This is a genomic window from Pseudomonas wadenswilerensis, assembly GCF_024749185.1.
Lineage (GTDB): Bacteria > Pseudomonadota > Gammaproteobacteria > Pseudomonadales > Pseudomonadaceae > Aquipseudomonas > Aquipseudomonas wadenswilerensis.
The window spans coordinates 186514-211876 of record NZ_CP087191.1 but is presented as its reverse complement, the minus strand read 5'-3'; the positions used below and the strand labels follow the sequence as shown (position 1 = coordinate 211876).

The 25363-nt window shown below is 63.1% G+C and carries 24 protein-coding genes; 5 read left to right on the top strand and 19 right to left on the bottom strand.

Going from position 1 to position 25363, the window contains the following annotated elements; genetic code table 11:
* Positions 1–12: 12 nt before the first annotated feature.
* A complete protein-coding gene (locus LOY45_RS00935; protein WP_134061181.1) occupies positions 13–762 on the top strand; it encodes a DUF2059 domain-containing protein in 750 nt (249 codons plus the stop codon).
* Here LOY45_RS00935 and bipL read toward each other — a convergent pair whose 3' ends face one another.
* Positions 763–1704 carry a phospholipase BipL gene (gene bipL / locus LOY45_RS00930; protein WP_134061180.1) on the bottom strand — a complete coding sequence of 314 codons (942 nt, stop codon included), beginning with the start codon at positions 1702–1704 and terminating at the stop codon, positions 763–765.
* A gap of 98 nt (positions 1705–1802) precedes the next feature.
* On the opposite strand from bipL, the gene LOY45_RS00925 reads away from it, so the two are divergent.
* On the top strand, positions 1803–2372 hold the full coding sequence (locus tag LOY45_RS00925; protein ID WP_115089458.1) for a DUF6436 domain-containing protein: 570 nt from the start codon (positions 1803–1805) through the stop codon (positions 2370–2372).
* Here the strand turns inward: LOY45_RS00925 and LOY45_RS00920 are convergent.
* Positions 2369–2917, bottom strand: coding sequence for a sugar O-acetyltransferase (locus tag LOY45_RS00920; protein ID WP_115089459.1), 549 nt, complete (start codon positions 2915–2917; stop codon positions 2369–2371). The genes LOY45_RS00925 and LOY45_RS00920 overlap by 4 nt on opposite strands.
* Positions 2918–3001: 84 nt before the next feature.
* On the opposite strand from LOY45_RS00920, the gene LOY45_RS00915 reads away from it, so the two are divergent.
* Positions 3002–5371 (top strand): penicillin acylase family protein, encoded by a 2370-nt coding sequence (locus tag LOY45_RS00915; RefSeq protein ID WP_258578632.1) that lies wholly within the window; start codon positions 3002–3004, stop codon positions 5369–5371.
* 113 nt (positions 5372–5484) lie between these two features.
* Here the strand turns inward: LOY45_RS00915 and LOY45_RS00910 are convergent, their stop codons facing one another.
* The 11 genes from LOY45_RS00910 to LOY45_RS00860 all read right to left on the bottom strand — a co-directional run bounded on the left by LOY45_RS00910 (position 5485) and on the right by LOY45_RS00860 (position 16201).
* A complete protein-coding gene (locus LOY45_RS00910) occupies positions 5485–6363 on the bottom strand; it encodes a transporter substrate-binding domain-containing protein (RefSeq protein WP_115089461.1) in 879 nt (292 codons plus the stop codon).
* On the bottom strand, positions 6360–7133 hold the full coding sequence (locus tag LOY45_RS00905) for an amino acid ABC transporter ATP-binding protein (RefSeq protein ID WP_115089462.1): 774 nt from the start codon (positions 7131–7133) through the stop codon (positions 6360–6362). Before LOY45_RS00905 ends, LOY45_RS00910 begins: the two co-directional genes overlap by 4 nt.
* A complete protein-coding gene (locus LOY45_RS00900) occupies positions 7130–7789 on the bottom strand; it encodes an amino acid ABC transporter permease (protein WP_115089463.1) in 660 nt (219 codons plus the stop codon). Before LOY45_RS00900 ends, LOY45_RS00905 begins: the two co-directional genes overlap by 4 nt.
* Positions 7770–8435: an amino acid ABC transporter permease gene (locus LOY45_RS00895; RefSeq protein ID WP_038997719.1), complete on the bottom strand. Its 666-nt coding sequence runs from the start codon at positions 8433–8435 to the stop codon at positions 7770–7772. Before LOY45_RS00895 ends, LOY45_RS00900 begins: the two co-directional genes overlap by 20 nt.
* 450 nt (positions 8436–8885) lie before the next feature.
* The gene (locus LOY45_RS00890; protein WP_115089464.1) at positions 8886–9671 is read right to left on the bottom strand and encodes a MetQ/NlpA family ABC transporter substrate-binding protein; all 786 of its coding nucleotides are present in this window, start codon (positions 9669–9671) and stop codon (positions 8886–8888) included.
* Positions 9672–9847: 176 nt separating this feature from the next.
* The gene (locus LOY45_RS00885) at positions 9848–10789 is read right to left on the bottom strand and encodes a sigma 54-interacting transcriptional regulator (RefSeq protein WP_134061176.1); all 942 of its coding nucleotides are present in this window, start codon (positions 10787–10789) and stop codon (positions 9848–9850) included.
* A gap of 69 nt (positions 10790–10858) precedes the next feature.
* Positions 10859–11440, bottom strand: coding sequence for an alpha/beta hydrolase (locus LOY45_RS00880; protein ID WP_115089466.1), 582 nt, complete (start codon positions 11438–11440; stop codon positions 10859–10861).
* Between the two features lie 210 nt (positions 11441–11650).
* Entirely contained in the window at positions 11651–12052 is a 402-nt protein-coding gene (locus LOY45_RS00875) for an ExbD/TolR family protein (RefSeq protein WP_045201768.1), read from the bottom strand.
* A 1-nt stretch (position 12053) separates the two neighbouring features.
* Entirely contained in the window at positions 12054–12782 is a 729-nt protein-coding gene (locus tag LOY45_RS00870) for a MotA/TolQ/ExbB proton channel family protein (RefSeq protein WP_115089467.1), read from the bottom strand.
* Between the two features lie 28 nt (positions 12783–12810).
* A complete protein-coding gene (locus LOY45_RS00865) occupies positions 12811–13611 on the bottom strand; it encodes an energy transducer TonB (protein WP_258578631.1) in 801 nt (266 codons plus the stop codon).
* A gap of 247 nt (positions 13612–13858) precedes the next feature.
* A complete protein-coding gene (locus LOY45_RS00860; protein WP_115089469.1) occupies positions 13859–16201 on the bottom strand; it encodes a TonB-dependent receptor in 2343 nt (780 codons plus the stop codon).
* Between the two features lie 144 nt (positions 16202–16345).
* On the opposite strand from LOY45_RS00860, the gene LOY45_RS00855 reads away from it, so the two are divergent.
* Both LOY45_RS00855 and LOY45_RS00850 read left to right on the top strand, forming a co-directional pair.
* Positions 16346–17296, top strand: a complete 951-nt coding sequence (locus LOY45_RS00855) for a LysR family transcriptional regulator (protein WP_258578630.1) — start codon at positions 16346–16348, stop codon at positions 17294–17296.
* Between the two features lie 100 nt (positions 17297–17396).
* On the top strand, positions 17397–19004 hold the full coding sequence (locus LOY45_RS00850) for an alkaline phosphatase family protein (protein ID WP_258578629.1): 1608 nt from the start codon (positions 17397–17399) through the stop codon (positions 19002–19004).
* A gap of 124 nt (positions 19005–19128) precedes the next feature.
* Here the strand turns inward: LOY45_RS00850 and LOY45_RS00845 are convergent, their stop codons facing one another.
* The 6 genes from LOY45_RS00845 to dibA all read right to left on the bottom strand — a co-directional run bounded on the left by LOY45_RS00845 (position 19129) and on the right by dibA (position 25224).
* Positions 19129–20118, bottom strand: a complete 990-nt coding sequence (locus LOY45_RS00845) for a sulfate/molybdate ABC transporter ATP-binding protein (protein ID WP_010222100.1) — start codon at positions 20116–20118, stop codon at positions 19129–19131.
* Between the two features lie 3 nt (positions 20119–20121).
* Positions 20122–20994, bottom strand: coding sequence for a sulfate ABC transporter permease subunit CysW (cysW, locus tag LOY45_RS00840; RefSeq protein ID WP_038997732.1), 873 nt, complete (start codon positions 20992–20994; stop codon positions 20122–20124).
* A gap of 14 nt (positions 20995–21008) precedes the next feature.
* A complete protein-coding gene (gene cysT, locus LOY45_RS00835; protein ID WP_010222098.1) occupies positions 21009–21827 on the bottom strand; it encodes a sulfate ABC transporter permease subunit CysT in 819 nt (272 codons plus the stop codon).
* 88 nt (positions 21828–21915) lie between these two features.
* The gene (locus LOY45_RS00830) at positions 21916–22923 is read right to left on the bottom strand and encodes a sulfate ABC transporter substrate-binding protein (protein WP_115089471.1); all 1008 of its coding nucleotides are present in this window, start codon (positions 22921–22923) and stop codon (positions 21916–21918) included.
* A gap of 47 nt (positions 22924–22970) precedes the next feature.
* On the bottom strand, positions 22971–23153 hold the full coding sequence (gene oscA, locus LOY45_RS00825) for a sulfur starvation response protein OscA (RefSeq protein ID WP_007941032.1): 183 nt from the start codon (positions 23151–23153) through the stop codon (positions 22971–22973).
* 175 nt (positions 23154–23328) lie between these two features.
* On the bottom strand, positions 23329–25224 hold the full coding sequence (gene dibA, locus LOY45_RS00820; protein ID WP_115089472.1) for a phosphodiesterase DibA: 1896 nt from the start codon (positions 25222–25224) through the stop codon (positions 23329–23331).
* Between the last annotated feature and the right edge of the window lie 139 nt (positions 25225–25363).

Here is a 25363-nt window from a genome sequence, read left to right as displayed (position 1 = left end):
CAGGAGCCCTGAATGCACCGTTTGTTTTTACTGCTGATGATGATCTGCACCACGCCTGTCTGGGCAGACAGCCTCGACCAACTCTACAAGGTCGCCGGCTGGCCCGAGCAGCGCGCCCACTTTACCGATGCCCTCGATGCCGCCCAGCAGCGCTATCGCAATAGCCTGCCGCCTGCGGTGTACCAGGCGCTGGTCAATAACAGCAACCAGCGCTTCCAGGCCCAGGCCGTGGATAAACGCGCCGAGGCCCAGTTGCGCGCCAATCTCAGCGATCCGGCCCCGGCCCTGGCCTTCTTCCAGTCGCCGCTGGGGCGCAAGATCGTCGCCGCCGAACTGCTCGCCACCCGCCGTGACCAGTTGGCCAAGAATGCCAAGGGCCTGCCCAAGGTCCAGGCCAGCGACAACCGCCAGCTGGTCATCGGCCACCTGGCCCAGGCCCTGCCCGCCCGTGAAGCCGGTGCCGAGGTCAGCCTGGCGATCGCCGGGGTTGCCGCCGACAGCCTCAGCCAGATGATCCCCGGCCTGCTCGGTGGCGGCCAGGCCCAAAGCCTGCTCGACGGCCAGCGCCAGCGCTTGATGGAGCAGATCGGCAGCGAGCTGAACAACACCTTGTTGTACGTCTATCGCGACCTGTCCGATGCCGAGCTGGAAGAGTTCGCCACCTTTGCCGAGTCCGCCGAAGGCAAGGCCTACTACAAGGCAGCCCTGGCGGCGATTCGCGCCGGCCTTGCGGTTGGCCAGGACACCTCGCAGCTGAAGTGATCAGCCCAGGCGCTGATCGATGAAGTCGAAGTAGCGCGCGCGGATCGCCGGCAGCTCGTTGGCCAGGTGATGCCGCGCCTCGGGGATCAGCAGGATCTGCGGCGCGGCGAACTTCTCCCCCAGCACCTTGAGGTTGTGCGGCCAGTCGACGGTCATGTCGCATTCGCCCTGGATGATCAGCGGCTGGCGCGGGCTGACCGGCGCCGCTTCAATGCGTTTGACCCAGTCGAGCAATGCCCCCACCCAGGCCGTCGGCAGGCGCCTTGGCTGCAACGGGTCGGCCAGCAGGAACGGCAGGAAGGTCGGGTCGTTGCTGTTCTCGCTGAAGCGCCGCTCGATACCGTTGACGAAGGGCTTGAGCACCCGGTAACTGAATTTCGACCAACGCCACGCGCGTGGCCGCACCAGCGGCGCGAGCAGGATCACCTCACCCTGGGCCGGACTCTCGGCGCCGCGATGCAGCAGGTGGTCGACGACGATTGCACCACCGGTACTCTGCCCGAACAGATGCCAGGGCTGCGGCAGCTCCAGGCTACGCGCCTGCTCGAACAGCGCTTGCAGTACCTGCTGATAGGCACTGAAATCATCGATGCTGGCCCGCTCGCCACTGGACAGTCCGTGCCCGGGCAGGTCGCACGAGATCACCGCATACTGCTGATCCAGCGCCCAATCGATGACATGCCGGTACAGGCCCATGTGGTCATAAAAGCCGTGCAGCAGAATCAGCGTCGCCACCGGCGCAGCCGGCAGCCACACCTGGCCGACCACCTCGAAACCGGCGACGTCGAAGCGTCCCAGCCAGCTCTGCGGTGCTGCGTCACGGGCTGGCAGGTCCAAGCCGTAAAAACGCTGATAGGCCTGGGCCTGCGTCGACAACGGCTGCCGCGCCGCCAGGGAGGACAGGCTGGCACGTAGGGAGTCGGACTGAAATGACGCGGGCATAGAAGATTTCCAGACGCAAAAGCGGGTTATTGACCTGTGATATTCATCTGTCGTCGCCAGCATGGCAAGCTAGGCAACTTTTTTCGGACATTGCCCACATGCCCCGCTCGACCCTGCGCACCCTGCTTGGCCTGTTGCTCGCCGCTCTCTGCGGCGCCGGCTTGTGGTGGGCCTACGACAGCTTCCAGAGCCGTTACCTGCGCACCTTCGACAACCAGACCGCGCTGTTTTCCGGCGACCGCCTGCAACTGCCGGCGAACATTGCCGGCCCCGGCCCGATCCGCCTGGTGCACTTCTGGGACCCGGCCTGCCCGTGCAACGTCGGCAACCAGCAGCATCTGGGCGAACTGATCGAGCACTTCGGTCCCCAGGGCGTGGAGTTCTATGTGGTACAAAAACCCGGCACACGCGGCCAACTGCCCGCCACCCTGAGCGCGCTCAAGCCCCTGGCCGGGTTGCCCGGCGCCGAACACCTGCCAGCCACCCCCGGCGTGGCGATCTGGGACCGCAACGGGCAACTGGCCTACTTCGGCCCCTACAGCGAAGGCGCGACCTGCAACTCGAGCAACAGCTTCATCGAGCCGATCCTTTTGGCCTTGAGCCAGGGCCGGGCAGTCAGCGCCACCCACACCATGGCGGTGGGCTGCTACTGCCCCTGGCAGCCCTAGCGCGCCCGCGCAGGATTGCCAACCACGGTCGCACCAGCCGGTACATCGCGAGTGACCACGCTACCGGCACCGATCACTGCGTTATCGCCCACCGTCACCCCCGGCAGAATGATCGCGCCACCGCCGATCCAGACGTTGTTGCCAATCTTCACCGGCCGCCCGCTTTCCAGGCCGCTGCGGCGCAGTTCCGGGTCCAGCGGGTGGTCGGCGGTATAAATCTGCACCGCCGGGCCGATCTGGCAGTCATCGCCGATGCTTACCGGGGTAACGTCGAGGATCACGCAGTTGAAGTTCATGAACACGTTGGCGCCCACACTGATGTTGTAGCCGTAGTCGCAGTAGAACGGCGGGCGAATCACCGCACCGTCACCGACCTCGCCGAAATGCTCGACCAGCAAACCGTGACGCTGCTCGTTGAGCAGTTCCGCGCTGTTGTTGTAGCGCTGCATCCAGTGCTTGTTGGCGATCTGTTCGGCCTGCAGCTCCGGGCAGCCGGCGTGATAGAGCTGGCCGCTGAGCATCTTCTGCTTTTCGCTGAGATTCATCTTCCCTCCTTTGGGGCTATCCTCTGTCCGACTTTACCTCGATGATCGGACCACAAGATCCGCTAAAAAGCACAAGGAGTCACGATGAAGCGCAGCCTGACCTTCCTCGCCGTGGTCATTGCCGCGGCCGCCGGCGGCGGTTACTGGTACGTGCACGACAAGCTGCCGCAACGCGAAGGCGAGGTCACCCTGAGCAGCCTGCAAGCGCCGGTCAGCGTGCGCTATGACACCCGTGGCGTGCCGCATATCCAGGCGCAGAACGAGGCTGATCTGTATCGCGCCCTGGGCTATGTGCATGCCCAGGACCGCCTGTTCCAGATGGAGATCATCCGCCGCCTGGCCCGTGGCGAGCTGGCCGAGATCTTCGGCAGCAAGCTGCTGGGTACCGACACCCTGTTCCGCAGCCTGCGCATTCGCGAGCAGGCCGAGCTGTATGTCGAGCGCCAGGACAAGAGCTCGCCGGCCTGGCTTGCCCTGCAGGCCTACCTGGAGGGCGTCAACGCCTGGCAGGACAACCATCCCAAGCCGATGGAGTTCGACGTGCTGGGGATCAAGCCCCGCCCCTTCACCGCCCAGGACACCATCAGCATTGCCGGCTACATGGCCTATAGCTTTGCCGCGGCATTTCGCACGGAACCGGCGCTGACTTACATCCGCGACCAACTGGGTGCCGACTACCTGAAGATCTTCGACCTGGACTGGAACCCGCAAGGTGCGCTGGCCAGCAAGCCGCCGCTGGCTGCCAGCGACTGGAAGAGCCTGCAGCAGCTGGCGCAACTCAGCCAGCAAGCCCTGAATGACGCCGGCATTCCCCAGTACGAAGGCAGCAATGCCTGGGCGATTTCCGGTAGCCGCACCCGTAGCGGCAAACCGCTGCTGGCCGGCGATCCGCACATCAGCTTTGCCGTGCCGTCGGTGTGGTACGAGGCGGAACTGACCGCACCCGGCTTCAACCTCTATGGCTATCACCAGGCGCTGAACCCCTTCGCGTCGCTTGGGCACAACCGCGACTTCGGCTGGAGCCTGACCATGTTCCAGAACGACGACGTCGACCTGATCGCCGAACAGGTCAACCCCGACAACCCCGAGCAGGTCAAGGTCAACGGCCAGTGGCAGACCCTGAGCCAGACCCAGGAGCAGATCGCGGTGAAGAACGAGGCGCCGGTGAACATCACCCTGCGCCGCTCGCCCCACGGCCCGATCGTCAACACGGTGCTGGGCGACACGGCGGGGCCGACGCCGATTGCCGTGTGGTGGGCGTTCCTGGAAACCGAGAACCCGATCCTCGAGGGTTTCTACCAGGTCAACCGCGCCGATACCCTGGACAAGATGCGCGCCGCAGCGGCGAAGATTCAGGCGCCGGGGCTGAACCTGGTGTGGGCCAATGCCCGTGGCGATATCGGCTGGTGGGCGGCAGCGCAGTTGCCGATTCGCCCCGAAGGCGTCAACCCGGGCTTTATCCTCGACGGCAGCACGGCGCAGGCCGACAAGCTCGGCTTCTATCCTTTCAGCGCCAACCCCCAGGCGGAGAACCCGGCCAGCGGCTACATCGTCTCGGCCAACTTCCAGCCGCCGGCGAGCATGCCGATCCCGGGCTATTACAACCTGGCCGACCGTGGCCAACGCCTGAACCAGCACCTGGCCGACCCTCAGACCAAATGGGACCAACAGAACAGCCAGGCCCTGCAACTGGACACCATCACCGACTACGGCCCGCGCACCTTGGCACCGTTGCTTTCGGTGCTGCGTGAAGTGGCCGAGGGTGATCAGGAGAAGGAGCTGGTCGAGCAACTGGCGGCGTGGAACGGCGACTATCCGGTGGACTCGGTCAGTGCCACGCTGTTCAACCAGTTCCTCTACGACCTGGCCTACACCGCGTTGCACGACGAACTGGGCGATACCTGGTTCCAGACCCTGATCAGCACCCGCGCCATCGATGCCGCGTTGCCACGCCTGGCAGCCGACGCCAAGTCACCCTGGTGGGACAAACAGGGCAGCAGTGAACAAAGTGATCGCAATACGGCGGTGAAGCAGGCCTGGCGCAAAACCCTGGCGCACCTGCGCGATACCTTCGGCAACGACCCGGCCGGCTGGCAATGGGGCAAGGCTCATACCCTGACTCACAACCACCCGCTGGGGCTGCAGAAGCCGCTGAACCTGTTGTTCAACGTCGGACCGTTCGCCGCGCCGGGTACCCACGAAGTGCCGAACAACTTGTCGGCGAAGATCGGCCCGGCACCGTGGCCGGTGACCTATGGGCCTTCGACACGGCGGCTGATCGACTTTGCCGATGCCGGCCAGGCGCTGACCATCAACCCGGTCGGACAAAGCGGAGTATTGTTTGACCCGCACTATGGCGACCAGGCCAAGGACTATATCGAGGGCCGGTACCACAAGGCGCAGATGGGGGTGATTCCGGCGCAGAGCACCTTGAAGCTGGTGCCCCGGAATTAGCAAGGCTGCGCCTTGCATCGCTGGCAACGCCAGCTCCCACAGGTCCGGTGGACACAAGTTCATTGTGGGAGCCGGCCTTGCCGGCGATGGGCTGCGCCAGTAGCCCCAAAGGGTCAGCCCTGCCAGTTGCCGCCTTCGACAATCACGCTCTCAGGCGGGGTGTCATCGCTCAGTTCCTTGCGCACATACTGGTCATACAGTTTGAGCAGGTACTTTTGCTCACCCAGGCGCGCCAGCTCGGCGTTGACCCAATCACGCAACTCGATGTTGCCCTTCTTCACTGCCGGCGCAATCGGCGCTTCCTCGCCGAGTTTTTCTTCCAGCACGCGGTAGCCCGGGTTCTGCTTCGACCAACTGAACAGGATCAAGTTGTCCTGGGCATAAGCATCACCACGACCGCTGGCGAGGGCCTGCAGCGACTCGGTGTTCTTCTCGAACTTGAGCAGTTTCCAGTCCGGATGGTTCTTGGTCAGCCAGATATCGGCAGTGGTGCCGGTGGTGACGATGATGGTCTTGTCGGCCAGGTCGTCGAGCTTCTTCACGCTGCTGCCTTCCGGCACCAGGGCCTGCACGGCAACGCGCAGGTTGGGGTTGGTGAATTCCACCGCTTCCTTGCGCTCCGGCGTTACGGTCATGTTGGCCAGGATCAGGTCGACCTTGTCGCTCTGCAAGAACGGAATACGGCTGGCCGGCTCAACGGCAACGAACTCGACCTTGTTCTCGTCACCGAGCAGGTCCTTGGCAAACTGACGGCCGATGTCGGTATCAAAACCGACATAGCGCCCGGCCTCATCGACAAAGCCGAACGGTGGCTTGTCGGTGAATACGCCGACGATCAGCTTGTCGCGGGCCTTGATGGTTTCCAGGTAGCTGGTGGCCGGGGCAGCGCCACCGGCGGCCGGTTTGCCCGGTTCTTCAGCCTTGTTGCAACCGGCCAGCAAGGCCAGGCCGAGTAACGACAACAGCAGTTTCGAAGTCTTGGCAGTTTTCATGACAGTTCCTTTGCGGGAGTTTTGGGCAGGCTTTCAACAAAGGAGAATTTCTCCAGAAACTGCTGCGCGCGTGCGGTCTGCGGGTTCGTAAAGAAGCTCTCGGGGTCGCGTTGTTCAAGGATCCTGCCGGCCTCCATGAACACGATGCGGTCGGCCACCGCGCGGGCGAAGGCCATTTCATGGGTGACGATGAGCAGGGTCATGCCGTCGCGGGCCAGGCCCTGGATCACCTGCAGCACTTCCTTGACCATTTCCGGGTCTAGCGCGGCAGTGACTTCGTCGAACAGCATCACTTGCGGGTTCATGCACAGCGAGCGGACGATGGCGATGCGTTGCTGCTGGCCACCGGAAAGCTGACGTGGGAAGGCGTCGCGCTTGTCCAGCAGGCCAACCCTGGCCAGCAAGGCTTCAGCTTGGGCCTGGGCCTCGCGGCGCTCGCGCTTTTGCACCTTGAGCGGGCCAAGCAGCAGGTTGTCGATCACGCTCATATGGCCGAACAGGTGATAACTCTGGAACACCATGCCGACCTGCTGGCGCACCTGGCGCCAGTCAGTGCCAGGCGCCAGCAGCTCTTCACCGGCCAGGCGCAGGCTGCCGCTGTGGGCGGTTTCCAGGCCGTTGAGGCAACGCAGCAAGGTGCTCTTGCCGCAGCCGCTGGGGCCGAGAATCACCACCACTTCACCGCTGCGTACCTGCAGGTCGACGTGGTCGAGCACCTGCTGCTCGCCGAAGAATTTGTTGAAGCCCTTGAACTCGATCAGTGCGCTCATGCGTGCGTCCAGCGGCGCTCCAGCGCGCGCGAGGCGGCTGACAGCGGGTAGCAGATAAAGAAGAAAAACAGGAACAGCGCGCCGTAGATCAGCACCGACTCGTAGGTGCGCTCGATGATCTGCTGGCCGACCTTGATCACATCGACCACGCCGATCAGCACCGCCAGCGAGCTGGTCTTGATGATTCGCGTATAGATGTTGATGGTCGGCGGGGTCAGGCGCTTGAGCGCCTGGGGCAGCAGGACGTAGCCGTACAACTGCCCACCTGACAGGCCGATCGACAGCCCGGCTTCGCGCTGCCCGCGTGGCAACGACTGCAGCGCGCCACGCACCACCTCGCCCACTTCGCTGGCGCCCCACAACGACAGCACCAGCACCGCACACCAGAAGCTCGGGATGCTCACGGCAAAGAAAATTGGCAGGCCGAAGAACAGCAGGTACAGCCAGACCAGCACCGGGATCGCCCGGAACAGCTCCAGGTAAATGCGCAGCAGCACGTTCACACTGCGCTTGCCCAAGGTCGCCAACACGCCGTAGAACACGCCGCCGAGGGTGGCGAAGAGGATGCTCAGCGCCGAGATCGCCAGGGTTTGCGCTGCGCCCTTGCCCAGTTGCGGCAAGGACACCAGCAACAACTCAAGACCCGAACTGGCCATGTTGCAGCCTCCGTTCCAGGCGGCTGAGCAGCAGCGACAGTGGCAGAAACAGCAGCACGCAAATCAGCGTCAACACCGCGAGCATCTCGTAGGTCTTGTAATACAGGGCGATGTAGCTCTTGGTGGTATAGAGAATCTCTGGCACCGCCACCGCCGACACCACGGTGGTTTCCTTGAGCAAAAAGATGAAATTGGCGAACAGCGCCGGCAGGCTGAGGATCCCCGCCTGAGGCAGGATCACATGGCGCAGCAACTGGCCTTCCGACAGGCCGATCGAGCGCCCCGACTCCAGTTGCGCCACAGGCACCGCCTCGACGCCGGCGCGCAGCACCTCGGTCAGGTAGGCGCCGCCGAGGAAGGTCATGGTGATGATCGCCGCAGCAAAACCGGAAATCTTCAGGCCCAGTTCCGGCAAGGCGAAGTAGACGAAGAACAGCTGGATCAGCAGTGGCGTGTTACGCGCCAGCTCCACGTAGAGCTTTACCAGGCGCTGCAGGTACGGCGTGCGGTAAACCAGGATCGCGGCGTTGACCAGCGCCACCAGCAGCGAAGTACCGATGGCGATCAGGCCGACTTGCAGTGTGACGCCCACCGCCTTGAGAAAGGCTGGCAATGTGCTAAGGATAAAGGCGAAGTCGAAGCTCATGGAGTGAGCCTCGGCAGACGATGACGATGCGACATGGACAGGATCTCGGACCGGCCCGAGGGTAACGGGCGGCTCTACACAGGGGTTGTCAGTGCGGGTGAGCACAATAGGTAGACTCTAAAGGTATAAAAATATTTATTTAAATACCTTTATTGCATATTGATATCACTCAAACAGCTAACCTGCGAAATCCTTGGCGGTGGCGGGATCTTTCTGCTGCAAATGCTATCCAAGCGCTGTCGACCCATCACACCAACAAGGAAGACAAAGGATGAATAGCGCCCCCACTCTCGATGCAAAAGAACTGATCAAGTGGCTGACGGCATTGCGCCGGGCGGTCAATGCGGGGAATTGAATGCACTGTGGGAGCAAGGTTGACCCGCGATGCGATTTGACTGGTAGATCGCATCGCGGGGCAAGCCCGCTCCCACAGGATGTATGTGTAGCCTCTTAGAACGCCGGCAGTACCGCGCCGCTGTACTTCTTCTCGATGAAGGTTTTCACTTCTGGGCTGGTCAGTGCCTTGGCCAGCTTCTGGATGGCGTCGCTGTCCTTGTTGTCCGGACGGGCCACCAGGAAGTTCACGTACGGCGAATCAGCGCCTTCGATCACCAGGGCATCCTTGGCCGGGTTCAGGCCGGCTTCCAGGGCGTAGTTGGTGTTGATCATGTCCAGGTCGACCTGATCCAGCACACGCGGCAGCATGGCCGATTCAAGCTCGCGGAACTTCAGCTTCTTCGGGTTCTCGGCGATGTCTTTCGGCGTCGCCAGGGCGTTCTTCGGATCCTTCAGGGTGATCAGGCCAGCCTTCTGCAACAGCAGCAGGGCACGACCGCTGTTGCTGCCTTCGTTAGGGATGGCAACGGTAGCGCCGTCCTTCAGTTCGCTCAGCTTGGTGACCTTCTTCGAGTAGCCGCCGAACGGTTCGACGTGTACGCCAATCACGGTTTCCAGGTGGGTGCCTTTGCCTTCGTTGAAGTTCTTCAGGTACGGCAGGGTCTGGAAGTAGTTGGCGTCCAGGCGCTTCTGGTCGACCTGCACGTTAGGCTGCACGTAGTCGGTGAATACCTTGATCTCCAGGTCCACACCTTCCTTGGCCAGGGTTGGCTTGATCAGCTCGAGGATTTCCGCGTGCGGAACCGGGGTAGCGGCAACTACCAGCTTCTCACCCGCCTGGGCAAAACCTGCAACCGACAGAGCGGCCGCCAGAGCAGTCAACAACAGAGCCTTTTTCATGCGCAGTCCTTATTCGAATACACGGCCATCGGGCGACGGCGAAGGTGAGGGTTGCCAGCACTTTGCTAGCTGGCTTGAAGCGGACAATACCGAGATTTTTTATGCCGGAACAATATCTTTTATTTAGCTACTTATTCCATTTTTAACGGACGCTTCCATGCACCCCATGCATGGGGTCAGGCGACTGGTTGCGCCAGGCGCAACAGCGTCTTCTCCAGCAGTTGTTGCAGCGCACTGCGCTCACCCGGCTCGCCAAGGCTGAGCAACTGCTCCAACTGGCTGGTCAGAGCGCTCAACGGTGTCGGCAGGTTCAGATGCTGCGGGAGGATTTCTTCACCGCTGCTGACCAGCAGCGCGAAGTGAATGACGTTCTCAAGCTCCCGGGTATTGCCCGGCCAGCTGTGCAGTTCCAACAACCGCTGCGCCGCTTCGCTGATCAAGGGCACCGCCAGGTTCAGCCGCGGGCTGTAGATACCGACAAAATACTCGGCCAGCGGCAGGATATCGCCGACCCGCTCGCGCAAGGCCGGCAGCTCCAACCGGCCTTCGCGCAGGTAGTGGTAAAGGCGGTCGTGGAACTTGCCAGCGCGCACCGCCTCAGCCAAGTCAATGCTCGACGCGGCGACCAGGCGCACATCCACCGGGTTCGGTTGCTGGGCACCGACGCGGGTGACTTCGCGGTTCTCCAGTGCCGACAGCAGCTTGATCTGGATCGGCAGCGGCAAGTCGGCGATTTCGTCCAGGTACAGGGTGCCGCCATTGGCCGAGCCAAACCAGCCTGCCCGGCTGCTGGCCGCGCCGCTGTGGGCACCGGCGCTGTAACCGAACAGTTCGGCGTCGGCATAGGTCGGGCTGATCGCTGCGCAATTGACCGAAACAAATAGCCCGCCGCGATCGCTGGCGCGGTGAATCTGCCTGGCCAGCAGCTCCTTGCCGGTCCCGGTCTCGCCGCGGATCAGCACCGGCAGGGCCAGGGGCGCGAGCAGCTCGAGCTCCTCGCGCAGTTGCCGCGAACGCGGGTCGACGAACACCAGCGCTTTGGCGCGGATGCTCAACGGGCTCTTGTCCAGTTCAGGAAACGTCAGCAAAGGCTGGCCGAAGGTGTCGTGATTACTCATGGCAAACTCCCGCCCTTGGCGCTATCCGGCCGGGCGTTCGAATCAAGGCAAATGGTCAGCGCCTGAAGGTCAGGCGCGGCGTAGGGCGTGCTGTTCCAGACGGTTCTGCAGGCGGTACAGGTAGGCGAAACCCTGCTCCCAGCGGCGGTGCCCGGACTTGACGTTGATATGCCCGGCACCGGCGAGAAAGCCCGTCTCGGCGCCCCAGGCACGGGCCAGCTGCATGGCCCGCGGGGCGCTCACGGCCGGATCGTTGTCAGAGCTGACCACCTGGCTGGGGAACGGCAGCAGCAGTTGGGGAATTGGTGCGAAGTTACGCAGCGCCGGTGCGCAGGTCGGGCGTTCGACGTCCGCCGGGGCCACCAGCAAGGCACCCCGTACGCGGCGCAACAGGGTCGCGCTGGCTTGTGCCGCCCAATGGGCAACGGTGATGCAACCCAGGCTGTGAGCGATAAGGATCACCGGCGATTCCTCGGCAGCCACGGCTTGCTCGAGTACGGCCACCCAGTCCTGGCGTTGCGGGGTCAACCAGTCGGCTTGTTCGACCCGGGCGCTGTTGGGCAGCACCTGCTGCCAGTGAGTTTGCCAATGATCGTCTGGCGAACCTTGCCAGCCCGGCACAATCAGGTAACGGATCGACTCGTTGCGCATGGGGACGCCTCCTGCTGCGTTTGCGTGCATGAGGCCAAGTATAGGGGGGTGGTTATATTCGTAAAGGAATAAGAAGCTATTTATTAATAACCAAACTACAAAAAGGACTGGGCTAATCGCGGGGCAAGCCCGCTCCTACAGGGTCCATAAAAAAAGGGACCACCCCCTGCCGAAGGACCGGTCCCTGAAGCATTGCCTGAGAGATGTTGCTCAGCGGGCGGTGATCACCGACAGCTTGGTGATACCCGCACGTTCGATCGAGGCCATGGCCCGTGCCACTTCCCCATAATTCACGCCATCGTCGGCCTGCAGCTGCACGCGCAGCTCCGGGTCCTTGGCCTTGGCCGCCTGCAGGTTGGTTTCCAGCAGATCGGGCTGGATCTCGTCCTTGTTGATGAACAGCTTGCCGCCACCGTCGATACTGACCACCAGCGGGTCCTTCTGCTCCACCGGGGCCACGGCCTCGGTCTTGGGCAGGTTGATCGGAATGGCGTTGGTCAGCAGTGGCGCGGTGACGATGAACACCACCAGCAGCACCAGCATCACGTCCACCAGCGGCGTTACGTTGATCTCGCTGAGTACTTCGTCACTGTCCTGGGTCGAGAAGGCCATATCAGGATGCCTCCTTCACTTTCTGGGTGTTCTGGCCGGCTACGGCCTTGTAGGCAGCAGGGTGCACCAGCACCCGGAACGCGCTCTTCTGCGCCAGGCTGTAGAAGTCGTGGGCAAAGTCATCAAGGTCGGCGGCGGTCAGCTTCAGGCGGCGCAGGAAGTAGTTGTAGACCAGTACCGCCGGCACCGCGACGGCGATACCCACACCGGTGGCGACCAGCGCCGCACCGATCGGCCCGGCCACGGTTTCCAGGCTCGCCGAGCCTGCGGCGCTGATGCCCTTGAGTGCTTCCATGATCCCCCACACAGTGCCGAACAGGCCGATGAAGGGCGAGGTGCTGCCGATACTGGCGACTACCGCCAGACCGGTTTCCAGCGAACGGCGCTCACGGACGATCTGCTGGCGCAGGGCGCGTTCGAGGCGGTCCTGATGGTTGATCGCCTGGCTCAGGTCACTGGCCTGCTGGCCGGGTTCACCGACAGCAATGGCGGCATAACCGGCCTGGGCGACACGGGCTGCGGCACCGGGTTGTGCATGGCTGAGTTCGGCAGCTGAATCCAGGCTTGAAGCCGCCCAGAACTGTTTGTGGAAGCGTTTGTCCTGGTTCTTCAGGCGCACGAACTGCACGCCCTTGACCAGGGCCAGGCCCCAGGTGACGACAGAGAAGCCCACCAGCAGCCAGATCACCGCGCTTTCGATGGATTCGAGGGGGGATGCCAATACAGTCATGATCAATACTCTCTTCTGTTAGCGCGAATTAGCGGATCTTGAAGTCGATGGGTACGCTGACCCAGCCGTCCTGGGCTACGTCGCCCTGCTTGGCCGGGACGAAGCTCCAGCGCTTGACCGCCGCCAGGGCGGCGTCGTCGAGTTGCTGGCGGCCACTGCTTTTCTGAATCTGGATATCTCCCGGCTTGCCGCTGGCCAGCACCTGTACCCGCAACAACACCGTGCCTTCCCAACCGCGACGCTGGGCCAGCGACGGGTACTCCGGCGCCGGGTTCTTCAGGTACCCGGCGTTGGCCGAAGCCGGCGTCACCGGGGCTGGCGCCGCGGGTGCGGGAGGCGCTGGCGGTGCTGCCGGTTGTGGCGGTGCAGGCGGTTGCTCGACAGCCTTGGGCGCAGGTTTGGGTACCGGTTTGGGCACAGGTTTAGGCTTGGGCTTGGGTACCGGTTTCGGTGCAGGCTTGGCGGCCAGTTCATCGACGACCGGTGGCGGCGGCTCGACCACTGCCGGCGGTGGCGGCGGTGGCGGCTCGACAACCGGGGGCGCCGGTTGCGAAAACTCGATGGTCATCGGCGGAATTTCCGGCGGTACCACCGGCAACACCGGGGTCGGCGCCTGGCTGACCCAGTACGCCACCGCTCCGTGCAAGGCCAGGGCAAACACCCCGAGCAGAATTTTCTCCCGACGGCTCAGCGCGCTTTTCGGAGTGCTTTGCAGGCGCAACTGCGCCAGCGGCAACCGCAGCGGGCGACCGAGGTCGACCAGCTCGCCGCTCGGCGTCTGGCGCCAAAGCACATCGTGAGCACTGGCGGCGGTCTGGACATTACCCATTGATCAACTCCTGGGACGTGAGTGCGTTTCGTCGAAGGCAGGTCAGTTGCCTTCGCTGGGGTGGATCATCAACTTCTGTTACTTATGTCTTAAAGTAATTTTTAAAGTTATGAATAGAACAAAAACACATATACAAATTCACCGAACCGCTCTAAGCCGCGCCATTCAAGGGCTGGCGCTAAGCACCTGAAACGCCATGCCTCTACGGCATGAAAAATATTCGGCAAAGGCATAGCAAAACGCCGTTTCAGAAGTCGTAGCGGCCAGTTACACCCAAGGTTCGCGGGGTGCCCAGCAGGCCTTCATAGCCGCCGTTGGCCGCGCTCCAGAGGGTGGTGTAGTAAGTCTTGTCGAAGGCGTTCTTCAGCCACAGCGAGACGTCCCACTGGCCCTGGCCTAGGTCGCCACGCAGGCCGGTGGACAGGTTGACCACGGCATAGCTGGGGATCTGCGCGAAGTCCGAATCCTCGACCGTACCCACCGCCTTGGAACGGAACGCGTAGCTGGCGGTGACGTAAGGCTGCAGGCCGTTGTCCAGGTCCCACTGGTATTGGCCATTGGCGTTGGCGATCCATTTCGACGCGCCGACCACTTGATGGCCGCTCAAGTCGCAGGCCGCGGGTGCACCCGGTTGCAAGGCGACTTCCGGCGCGCACGGGGCGTCTTTGTAGGACAGGTACCGAACGTCGTTGTAGGAGCCATTGAGGTTCAGGGTCAGACCGCGCACCGGGATCAGGGTGCTTTCCAGCTCCACCCCGCGTGAGCGCACGGAGCCGGCGTTGGTCAGGTATTGCACGCGGTTGGCGTCGTCGTAGGCGTTGGTCTGGTAGCCGTGCACCTCAGTCCAGAACAGGTTGGCGTTGAGCTGCAGACGGCGGTCCCAAAGGGTGCTCTTCAAGCCCAGCTCGGCGTTATTGGCGCGCTCGGTGCCGATCAGCAGCGAGTCGGCACCCGCCACCGGCGCCGTGCCCACCGCCAGGTTGACGCCACCGGACTTCTCGCCGTGGGACAAAGTGGCATAGCCGAGCAGGTCATCGGTGAAGCGATAACTCAGGTTGAGCAAGCCCGAAGGGCTGGTGCTGTACTGGTTGAGGTCGCCGGAATCATAGGCGCCAACCCGGCCCTGGCGCGCGGTTGCCGCAGCGCCTGCAACCGCTGCACCACCCACCGGCGCGGCGCGATCGACCCAGGCGCTTTTCTCTTCATAGGTGCCGCGCACCCCGGCGGTGAAGTCCAGACGCTCGGTGAGGTGCCAGGTGCCCTGGGCGAACAGGGCGAAGCTGTCGGTCTCGATATGCCCCTTGCCGACACTGCTGACGTTGGCCAATGCGCCGGCCGGCGTGCCGTTCCAGATATCGGCCTGCGGTCCGTAATGAACGAAGGATTTGTTATCCAGATCCGAGCCGAAGTAGTAGGCACCGATTACATAGTCAAAGAAGCCGCCAGTGGGCGAGGCCAGGCGAAATTCCTGCGAGTACTGCTTATCGCGCACCGAGACCCCGGCGTTGTAGGCCGCCGGTACGTTAAGGCCATCGTCGTTGCGTGGGGTGAAGTCCCACCAGCGGTAGGAGCTTACCGAGGTCAGGGTGAAGTCGTTGGCCAGGGTCCAGTTGGCTTCCAGCGAAGTACCGCCCTGGAACACCGTGACCTGCTGATCGTCATCGAGATTGACCTTGCGCTTGCTGCCATCGACCAGCGTCGCCCCGGCCGCCTGGGCCCGCGCTTCATAGCGGTTGACGCCATTGATGGTCGGCCCGGTGCTGTACAGCAGGCGGGTGCCGGCGCTGGAATCCTCTTCGTTGTAGTCGCCGATCCAGCGCAGGTTGAACTGCTCGTTGGGCTTGTACAAAAGTTGGCCGCGAAAGCCCTGGCGCGAACCGCCGTTGAGGGTGTGGCCGTCGAACTCGTTCTTGATGTCGCCGTCGTTGCGCGTGCGGTAGGCCGAAATGCGTCCGGCCAGGGTCTCGCTCAAGGGCCCGGACAGGGTGCCCTTGGTCTGGAAGTAGCCATCCTCGCCCACCGAGGTTTCGATGCTGCGCTCGGGGGTGAAGCTTGGCGCGCGGGTGCTGATGTTGATCACCCCGGCGGTGGTGTTCTTGCCGAACAGCGTGCCTTGCGGGCCGCGCAGCACTTCCAGTTGCTCGATGTCCATGAGGTCGAACACCGCCATGCCCGGGCGGCCGAGGTAGACGTTGTCCAGGTACAGGCCAACGCTGCCTTCCAGGCCATCACTGGCTGGGTTGTTGCCAAGACCGCGAATCGACACGCTGGACTGGCGCGCATGCATGTAAGCGACGTTGACGCTGGGCACCAGTTGCTGCAGGTCCTGGATGCGATAGACCCGCTGGCTTTCCAGGGCCTGGCCGTCGAGCACGCTGATCGGCGTCGGCACGCTCTGCGCGCTCTCTTCGCGGCGCCGGGCGGTGACGGTGACGGTCTTGAGCTGACTGTCGCTGGCCTTGACCTCAGGCTTTACCGATTCTGCGGCCTGGGCCGGCAACCAGTGGGCGCTACCAGCCAGCAGCAAGGCCAGGGGCAGGCGCTGGAGCCGCCGTGAAGACAAGGGTGCAGCGCGAAGGGTCGGGCTCATGGGCGGCTCCTGGCAAAGGAATTTATATTCCTTTCAGTTATTTATTTATGATTCGACATACATTTACTGCATAAGAGATTGCCTTTATAAGGAGTGCACCAGAGGCAGAGCAAATGCATTTGCCCGATACTTTTTATGTGAAAAATGCATATAGACCTGCGCCAACTCCGCCACCTGATCGCCCTCGCCGAGCACCGCAGCTTCGTCGCCGCGGCGACCGCGGTGAACCTCTCGCAATCGGCCTTCAGCCGTAGCATCCAGGCCCTGGAGCACAGTGCCGGCTGCCAGTTGGTGGACCGCTCGCACAAGGAATTGCCGCCGACCAAGCAAGGCCTGGTGGTGCTCGAACACGCGCGGCGGCTGATCAGCGGCGCGCGCCAGCTGAGCAACGAGATCAGCCAGTTCAATGGCCTGGAGGCAGGCGAGCTGCGTTTCGGCTGCGGTCCCGCGCCCGCAGCGGGCTTGGTACCACGGGCGATTGGCGGGTTCATCGGCCGCTACCCCAAGGCACGAGTGCAGTTTCAGGTCGATGACTGGCAAAGCCTGAACAAGCGCCTGCTGGCCGAGGAGTTCGAGTTCTTCGTCGCCGACACCCGTAACTTTGAAGCCGATCCGCAGTACCAGACCCTGCGCCTGCGCCCACGGCGCTGGCACTTCTGCTGCCGTGCCGGGCATCCGCTGGCGACCCTGCCCAGCGTCAGCGCCGAGCAGTTGTTGCAGTACCCCTTGGCCGTCACCTTGCGCCCGCCAAACCTGCGCAAGGTGATCGCCGACCTGAGCGGCCGCCCGGATTTCGTCGCCAATGTCGAATGCGAAAACAGCTACAGCCTGCTCGGTGTAGTGCTCAACTCCGATGCCATCGGCATCTGCGGCTCGTACAGCGATGCCCTGCACAATGCCGCCGGCAAGCTGCTGCGGCTGAGCATCGACGGGCTGGCTGACGACTGCGAAGAGCTCTACACCCGCTATGGCATCGTCAGCCAGGCGCGCCTGCGCCTGTCGCCGCTGGCCGAGGCGATGATCGAGCAGATCATCCTCACCGACCAGGCCGACCGTGCCCTGGATGCCTGCAACCTGGAGCAGCTGGCGATCTGAGCCATTGCGCGGCATGCATCGCCAGCATTCGCCAAATGCGCTTGTGATGCGCGCCCCGGGCGGCGAAAACAGTCACCTGAAATTCGCTCAGGTGACTGCCATGCCCCACCCCACTGCCGTGCGCAACGTGCTGTACATCATGTGCGACCAACTGCGTCGCGATTACCTCTCGTGCTACGGCCACCGCCACCTGCACACGCCGAACATCGACCGCCTGGCCGCCGCCGGGGTGCGCTTCAGCCGCGCCTATACCCAAGGCACCATCTGCGGCCCGTCGAGGATGTCGGCCTACACCGGACGTTACGTCAGCAGCCATCAGGTGGCCTGGAACGGCGTGCCGCTGCCGCTGGATGAACTGACCCTCGGTGACTACCTGCGGCCCGCCGGAGTTCGCACCGCGCTGGTGGGCAAGACCCACGCCACGCCGAACCAGGAAGCCTTGCAACAACTGGCCATCGACCCGCTCGGGAGCATGGCCGAACAACTCAACGAGGTGGGTTTCGAGCCCGTTGCCCGTCACGACGGGATCTTCCCCGACGATCCGCTGTTCGCCGACAAACGCGAAAGCGCGCCCTACACCCGCTACCTGCGCGACCACGGCTTTGCCGGCGACAACCCCTGGCACAGCTGGGCCAATGCCGCCGAAGGCGACGACGGTGAAGTCCTCAGCGGCTGGCACATGCGCAACGCCGACCTGCCCACGCGCCTGCCCGAGCAGCATTCGGAGACGGTCTACACCACCGACCGCGCCATCGACTTCATCCAGGCCCAGGGCGAGCAGCCCTGGTGCCTGCACCTGTCGTACATCAAGCCGCACTGGCCCTACATCGCCCCCGCGCCGTACCACGCGTTGTACCGCGCCAGCCAGGTGCAGGCAGCCATACCCGTTCGGCAAGACAACAATCACCCGGTGTATGCCGCGTTCCGCCAGCACCAGGAAAGCCTCAACTTCTCTCGCGAAGAAGTACGCCGGAAAGTGATCCCCACCTACATGGGCCTGATCAAACAGATCGACGACCAGCTCGGGCGCCTGCTCGATGTGTTGCAAAGCAATGGGCGCTGGGATGACACGCTGATCGTGTTCACCAGCGATCACGGCGATTTCCTCGGCGACCACGGCCTGGGCGAAAAGGAGTTTCTCCTCGAGCCGGCGGTGGGTGTGCCACTGATCGTGCGTGATCCGCGCGCGGCGGCCGATGTCAGCCGGGGCACGGTGGATGAGCGCTTGGTGGAAACCATCGATGCGCTGCCGACCTTTCTCGACGCGCTGGGGCTGCCGAGTGCCGAGCATCGGCTGGAGGGGCGCTCGTTGATCCCTTTGTTGCATGGCACGGCCAGCGACTGGCGTCACTACGCCATCGCCGAGTACGACTATGCCTTCCAGGCCCCGGCCCGTGAGCGCCTGGGCCAGCCAATCGACCGTTGCCGGATGACCATGGTGCGCAGCGAGCGCTGGAAGTACCTGGCCTATGACGGCTTTCGCGCGCAGCTGTTCGACCTGCTCAATGACCCGCAGGAGTTGCACGACCTGGGCGCGGATCCGGCCTATGCGGATGTGCGCGAGACGCACCAGGGCTACTTGTTCGAATGGCTGAGGGGCTTGAAGCGGCGGACCACCATCAGCCATGCCGAAATCGAGCGGCGTGGGCAGTGGTTTCGTTATGGCGAGCTGCGGGAGGATAGCGTGGTGAAGATTGGGGTGTGGTGAGGTTCAGGGGCCGCTACGCGCCCCATCGCCGGCAAGGCCGGCTCCCACGGTGGTCGGTGTGATGCTGACTTGTGTGGGAGCTGGCCTTGCCGGCGATGGGCTGCAAAGCAGCCCCGGCTCATGATCAGATATTGGCCACTTTCTGCCAGACCTTGGGCTTGAAGAACAAGGTCTCGCCCCGTGCCAGCCCGCTCAGGCTGTCATGGTCCTTGACCACCTCGGCCTCGATCAGCTCGCTCTGCCCTTCGACCTTCAAGGTCACCCGGGTAGTTGCCCCCAGCGGGCGGATATCGCGCACTTCGGCCGGGTGGTGGCCCTCGATCTCGTGACGCGACAGCGACACTTCATGAGGGCGGAACAGCACATGGTGGCCTTCACTCAGGTGCAGGCGGTTGGAGTCGCCGAGGAAGTGATAAACAAAATCACTGGCCGGGTTCTCATAGACCTCGCCCGGCGAGCCGATCTGCTCGATCACGCCCTTGTTCATCACCACGATACGGTCGGCGACTTCCATGGCTTCTTCCTGGTCATGGGTGACGAACACCGAGGTCAGGTTGATGTCCTCGTGCAGGCGTGCCAGCCAGCGGCGCAGCTCTTTGCGCACCTTGGCGTCCAGCGCCCCGAACGGCTCGTCGAGCAGCAGCACCTTGGGCTCCACCGCCAGGGCGCGGGCCAGGGCAATACGCTGGCGCTGGCCGCCCGACAACTGTTCCGGGTAACGGTCGCTGAGCCAGTCGAGCTGGACCATATTCAGCAGCTCGTGGACCTTTTCGGCAATCTTGCTCTCGCTCGGGCGCTCGCCCTTGGGCTTCATGCGCAAGCCGAAGGCGACGTTGTCGAACACGCTCATGTGGCGGAACAGCGCATAGTGCTGGAACACGAAACCGACGTTGCGATCACGCACGTCGTGGCCGGAGACGTCTTCGCCGTGAAAGACGATGCTGCCCTGGTCAGGGGTTTCCAGCCCCGCGATGATCCGCAGCAGGGTGGTCTTGCCGCAGCCGGACGGGCCGAGCAGGGCCACCAGCTCACCGCTGTGGATATCCAGGTTGATGCTGTCCAGAGCCTGGAAAGCGTTGAAGCGCTTGCTGACGTTACGAACTTCGATCGACATGAATTATTCCTCCGCCGCGTTATGGCGCAGACGGTTAATACGGGACTCGCTCCACTGCTTGAGCAGCAGGATGAAGAGCGCCAGGATCAGCAACAGGCTGGCGACGCTGAAGGCCGCAACGTGGTTGTATTCGTTGTAGAGGATCTCGACGTGCAGCGGCAAGGTGTTGGTCACCCCGCGAATATGCCCGGACACCACCGACACCGCACCGAACTCACCCATCGCCCGCGCGGTACACAGCACCACGCCGTAGATCAGGCCCCATTTGATGTTGGGCAGGGTCACGTGCCAGAACATCTGCCAGCCGTTGGCACCGAGCAGGCGCGCAGCCTCCTCTTCCTGGGTGCCCTGCTCCTGCATCAGCGGGATCAGTTCACGGGCCACGAACGGCACGGTGACGAAGATGGTCGCCAGGACGATGCCCGGCAAGGCGAAGACAATCTGGATGTCGTGATCCTGCAGCCACGGCCCGAACAGGCCCTGGGCGCCGAACATCAGCACGTAGACCAGACCTGCGATCACCGGCGACACCGAGAACGGCAGGTCGATGAGCGTGACCAGGATGCTCTTGCCACGGAAGTTGTACTTGCTGACGCACCAGGCGGCGCTGACGCCGAACACCAGGTTCAGCGGCACCGAGATGGCCACGGCGATCAGGGTCAGCTTCAGCGCCGACAAGGCGTCGGGCTCGAAGATCGCCTCGAAGAACGTGCCCAGGCCCATTTTCAGGCCCTGGGACACCACGATCACCAGCGGCAGCAGCAGGAACAGGGCGAAGATCAACCAGCCAAGGCTGATCAGGATACGCCGTGACGTGGCGCTGCCACGGCGGGCGGCATTGGCCGAAGCGGCCGCGCCAATAGAGTTCGCAGACATGGACGTGGCCTCCTTCAAGGGGTTTCGATGCGCCGCTGCAGCAAGTTGATCAGCAGCAACAGGATGAAGGAAACCACCAGCATCAATACGCCGATAGCGGTGGCGCCGGTGTAGTCGTACTGGTCGAGCTTGACCATGATCAGCAGCGGCAGGATCTCGGTCTTCATCGGCATGTTGCCAGCGATGAAGATCACCGAGCCGTACTCGCCAACGCCACGGGCAAAGGCCAGGGCAAAACCCGTCAGCCAGGCCGGCAACAGCGCTGGCGCCAGTACGTAGCGAAACACCTGCAGCGGCTTGGCCCCCAGGCAGGCGGCAGCTTCTTCGACTTCACGGGGAATGTCGGCCAGCACCGGCTGCACCGTACGCACCACGAACGGCAAGGTCACGAAGGTCAGCGCCAGGGTGATGCCCAGCGGGGTGTAGGCGATCTTGAAGCCCAGGTCGGTGGCGAACTGGCCGACCAGGCCGGCCGGTGCGTACAGCGCGGTCAGGGCGATACCGGCAACGGCCGTGGGCAGGGCGAACGGCAGGTCGATCATCGCATCGATGATCTTGCGTCCGGGGAAGGTATAGCGCACCAGCACCCAGGCCAGCAGGGTGCCGATGATGCCGTTGATGATGGCCGCGTAGAGGGCAGTGCCGAAGCTCAGCTTGAGCGCCGCGAGCACCCGCGGTGCACTGACGATGGCCCAGAACTGCTCCCAGGTGAGCTGGGCGGCATGTATGAACATGGCGGCCAGCGGTATCAGCACAATCAGGCTGAGGTACACCAAGGTGTAGCCCAGCGTCAGCCCGAAGCCGGGTATGACGGGGGAAATACGACGTGACATAAAGGTCCCTGGTTGAACGCACGAAGCCCGGGACGAATCCCGGGCCCATGCTGGCTACTGAACGGCGATTATCCTGACGGGCATTGCATCACTGCGCCGTGTAGATCTGGTCGAACACGCCACCATCGTTGAAGAACTTGGGTTGGGCAGTCTTCCAGCCACCGAAGTCTTTGTCGATAGTCACCAGGTCCAGTTTCGGGAACTGCTTGGCGTATTCGGCAGCGACTTTCGGATCACGCGGGCGGTAGAAGTTCTCGGCGGCAATTTTCTGCCCGGCCGGGCTGTACAGGTGCTTGAGGTATTCCTCGGCGATCTGCTCGTTGCCCTTCTTCTGCGCATTCTTGTCGACCACCGCCACGGGCGGCTCGGCGAGGATCGACAGCGACGGCACGACGATGTCGAACTTGTCGGCGCCACCGTCTTCCTTGAGGGCCAGGAAGGCTTCGTTTTCCCAGGCCAGCAACACGTCACCCTGACCGTTGTTGACGAAGGTGATGGTCGAGCCACGGGCGCCGGTGTCCAGTACCGGTACGTGCTTGAACAGCTCCTTGACGTATTCCTGGGCCTTGGCCTCGCTGCCGCCGGCTTTCAGGCCGTAGGCCCAGGCGGCGAGGAAGTTCCAGCGGGCGCCGCCGGAGGTTTTCGGGTTCGGGGTGATGACCGAGACGTCTTTCTTGATCAGGTCGCCCCAGTCCTTGATGCCTTTCGGGTTGCCCTTGCGCACCAGGAACACGATGGTCGAGGTGTAGGGGGTGCTGGCGTCCGGCAGGCGGGTCTGCCAGTTGTCCGGCAGGGTCTTGCCGAGCTTGGCCACTTCGTCGATGTCGCCCGCCAGGGCCAGGGTCACCACGTCGGCGCGCAGGCCGTCGATCACCGCGCGGGCCTGCTTGCCCGAACCACCGTGGGACTGCTGGATCTTCACCTTGTCGTCCGGGTGAGCCTGCTGCCAGTGCTTGACGAACTCGGCGTTGTACTGCTGATACAACTCGCGGGTCGGATCATAGGACACGTTCAGCAGTTCGTAGTCCTTGGCGATTGCGGAACCGGCAAAAACGGCGCTGGCGAGGGCGGCCAGGGCATAACGGCGGATGGACATGGTGAAGCTCCCGATTGGCGTATTTTTCTAATTAGGTGGCGCGATAATCAGCTGGGCTTGTTGCCGGGGTTCTGCAGGCGGAACTTTTCCTTGCGTTCGATCTGCACGACCTGGGCGTTGTGCACGGTGATTTCCACCGCGCCAAACCGCAGGTCGCGCAGGGCGCTCTGGATTTCGCGCAGAATGGTGGCTTCGTCCTGACCGTCAACGCTACGCAGAGATGCGCTCATGCTCGTGCTCCTGTGATATGGGTGCCGTGCAGTGCGTGAAGGGGAGCGACTGCGCCTGGCTTGAGGGCAATCTTAGGGGGGCGCGAATATTCTTAAAAATACTATTTAAGAATTTTTATATAACTGAAATAGAGTTTCGCGGGGCAAGTCGGATCGCCGCCCCGCGATAGGGCCCTCAGGCCCAGCGCAATTGCTGCGCCGGCACCGGCCGCCCGAACCAGTAGCCCTGGCCCAGCTGACACTGTTGCTCCAGCAGAAAGCGCGCCTGCTCGGCTTGCTCGATGCCCTCGGCATGCACCAGCATGCCCATGCTTCGGGCCAGGGCGATGATCACCCGCACGATCGCCACATCGTCTTCATCACAGGGCAAGCCGGCGACAAAACCCTGGTCGATCTTGAGCTTTTGCACCGGCAGGCGCTTGAGCCGCAGCAACGACGAGTAGCCGGTGCCAAAGTCATCGATGGCCAGGCGCAAGCCCAGCTCACGCAGGCGATGCAGTTGCTCAAGGGCCACCTCAGGGTCTTCCATCACCGCGCTTTCGGTAACTTCCAGCTCCAGCACGGCCGGGTCCAGCGCCGTGTCGTGGAGCACCTGGGCGACCTGCTGGTAAAGGTCACGATGGCCAAACAGCCGGCTGGAAATGTTCACCGCAACAAACTCCAGCGCCCGCCCCTCGGCCTGCCATTGCACCATCTGCAGGCAGGCCTGACGCAGCACCCAGGTGTCGATATCGGCGATCAGCCCGGTGCGCTCGGCAATCGGGATGAACTCCCCGGGCGGCACCAGCCCGCGCTGCGGATGCTGCCAGCGCACCAGCGCCTCGACGCCGATCATCTTGCCGCTGAACAGGTCATGCACGGGCTGGTAATACACCCTGAGTTCTTCCTGCTCCAATGCCCGACGCAGCTCGCCGGCGGTCTCGACCCGCTGCTGGGCATGGGCGGTCAGCTCTTCGGTGTACAGCGCATAGCCCGCGCGGCCGTTGCTCTTGGCCTTGAACAGCGCAGAATCGGCATTGCGCAACAATTGCTCGGCGCTCAGGGCGTCGCTGGGGAACAGGCTGATGCCGATGCTGACGCTGATGAACAGGCGCTGGCCGTCGACCTCGAACGGCGCTTTCATGCCGTCGATGATGCTCTGCGCCAAAGCGGCGGCCTGGCCCACCTGCGGGCAGTTCTCGGCCAGTACGGCAAATTCGTCACCACCCAGGCGGGCCAGGGTCACGCCGTTGCCCAGCAGCGCCTTCAAGCGCTCACCGACCACCTTGAGCAACTGGTCGCCGATGTTGTGGCCGAGGCTGTCGTTAATGCTCTGGAAGTGGTCCAGGTCGAGCAACAGCAAGGCGCAGCCGCGCTTGTTGGCCTGGGCCGCCGCCAGTGCCTGCTCGGTGCGGTCGTTGAACAGCAGGCGGTTGGGCAGGTCGGTGAGCGGGTCGTGATGAGCGAGATACGCCAGCTCACGCTCGGAATGCTTGATCGCGCTGATGTCGCTGAACACCGCGACGTAATGACTCAACTCGCCGCTGTCATCGCGGATGGCGCAAATCGTCTGCCACTGCGGATACACCTCGCCGCTTTTGCGCCGGTTCCAGATCTCGCCGCTCCACTCGCCCTTCTCCGCCAGGGTGGCGTAAATCTGCTGGTAGAACGGCGCACCGTGACGGCCGGATTTGAACTTGCTCGGGCGCTGGCCGAGCACTTCGTCCTTGTCGTAGCCGGTGATCTGCATGAACGCCCGGTTCACGTGCACGATCAGGCCATCGCGGTCGGTCACCAATACCCCTTCCAGGGTGCTGTCGAACACCGCGGCAGCCATGCGCAGGCGCTCGCGGTCCTCGCGGCGCAAGCGCACACCGACGCCGATGAAATTGAGCAGGCGGGCGCGCGAGACAAAAATCAGCAAGGCGCTACACAACACCCAGAAATGCGCGCTGATCAGCTGCCAGCGGGCGATATGCTCCGGCGCATCGAAAAGACTGTTCAATAACTGATCAGACAGCGCCAGCCACAGTACCGATAGCACGAGGTAGAGCGCCGCCATGCGCATGGCGTCTCGAATGGAAGCAGACATAAGGTCCCGGGCAAACCCACAAATATTTGTGGGGATTATAGGGTAGAAACATCCGGTGACCTCCTATCTAAAAGGCCGACTGGTTTTATTTGCTGGCGCAGGGATAATGTTTCCCGCTGTTCCCTATGTTTTTGAGGGC

Coding starts and splice junctions, on each gene's coding strand:
- LOY45_RS00935 (WP_134061181.1), top strand. CDS start 13: ATGCACCGTTTGTTTTTACTGCTGATGATGATCTGCACCACGCCTGTC.
- cysT (WP_010222098.1), bottom strand. CDS start 21,827: ATGTCACGTCGTATTTCCCCCGTCATACCCGGCTTCGGGCTGACGCTG.
- LOY45_RS00915 (WP_258578632.1), top strand. CDS start 3,002: ATGAAGCGCAGCCTGACCTTCCTCGCCGTGGTCATTGCCGCGGCCGCC.
- LOY45_RS00890 (WP_115089464.1), bottom strand. CDS start 9,671: ATGAAAAAGGCTCTGTTGTTGACTGCTCTGGCGGCCGCTCTGTCGGTT.
- dibA (WP_115089472.1), bottom strand. CDS start 25,224: ATGTCTGCTTCCATTCGAGACGCCATGCGCATGGCGGCGCTCTACCTC.
- LOY45_RS00845 (WP_010222100.1), bottom strand. CDS start 20,118: ATGTCGATCGAAGTTCGTAACGTCAGCAAGCGCTTCAACGCTTTCCAG.
- LOY45_RS00905 (WP_115089462.1), bottom strand. CDS start 7,133: ATGAGCGCACTGATCGAGTTCAAGGGCTTCAACAAATTCTTCGGCGAG.
- LOY45_RS00855 (WP_258578630.1), top strand. CDS start 16,346: ATGCATATAGACCTGCGCCAACTCCGCCACCTGATCGCCCTCGCCGAG.
- oscA (WP_007941032.1), bottom strand. CDS start 23,153: ATGAGCGCATCTCTGCGTAGCGTTGACGGTCAGGACGAAGCCACCATT.
- LOY45_RS00880 (WP_115089466.1), bottom strand. CDS start 11,440: ATGCGCAACGAGTCGATCCGTTACCTGATTGTGCCGGGCTGGCAAGGT.
- LOY45_RS00885 (WP_134061176.1), bottom strand. CDS start 10,789: ATGAGTAATCACGACACCTTCGGCCAGCCTTTGCTGACGTTTCCTGAA.
- bipL (WP_134061180.1), bottom strand. CDS start 1,704: ATGCCCGCGTCATTTCAGTCCGACTCCCTACGTGCCAGCCTGTCCTCC.
- LOY45_RS00865 (WP_258578631.1), bottom strand. CDS start 13,611: ATGGGTAATGTCCAGACCGCCGCCAGTGCTCACGATGTGCTTTGGCGC.
- LOY45_RS00895 (WP_038997719.1), bottom strand. CDS start 8,435: ATGAGCTTCGACTTCGCCTTTATCCTTAGCACATTGCCAGCCTTTCTC.
- LOY45_RS00850 (WP_258578629.1), top strand. CDS start 17,397: ATGCCCCACCCCACTGCCGTGCGCAACGTGCTGTACATCATGTGCGAC.
- LOY45_RS00830 (WP_115089471.1), bottom strand. CDS start 22,923: ATGTCCATCCGCCGTTATGCCCTGGCCGCCCTCGCCAGCGCCGTTTTT.
- LOY45_RS00910 (WP_115089461.1), bottom strand. CDS start 6,363: ATGAAAACTGCCAAGACTTCGAAACTGCTGTTGTCGTTACTCGGCCTG.
- cysW (WP_038997732.1), bottom strand. CDS start 20,994: ATGTCTGCGAACTCTATTGGCGCGGCCGCTTCGGCCAATGCCGCCCGC.
- LOY45_RS00900 (WP_115089463.1), bottom strand. CDS start 7,789: ATGGCCAGTTCGGGTCTTGAGTTGTTGCTGGTGTCCTTGCCGCAACTG.
- LOY45_RS00920 (WP_115089459.1), bottom strand. CDS start 2,917: ATGAATCTCAGCGAAAAGCAGAAGATGCTCAGCGGCCAGCTCTATCAC.
- LOY45_RS00870 (WP_115089467.1), bottom strand. CDS start 12,782: ATGACTGTATTGGCATCCCCCCTCGAATCCATCGAAAGCGCGGTGATC.
- LOY45_RS00860 (WP_115089469.1), bottom strand. CDS start 16,201: ATGAGCCCGACCCTTCGCGCTGCACCCTTGTCTTCACGGCGGCTCCAG.
- LOY45_RS00875 (WP_045201768.1), bottom strand. CDS start 12,052: ATGGCCTTCTCGACCCAGGACAGTGACGAAGTACTCAGCGAGATCAAC.
- LOY45_RS00925 (WP_115089458.1), top strand. CDS start 1,803: ATGCCCCGCTCGACCCTGCGCACCCTGCTTGGCCTGTTGCTCGCCGCT.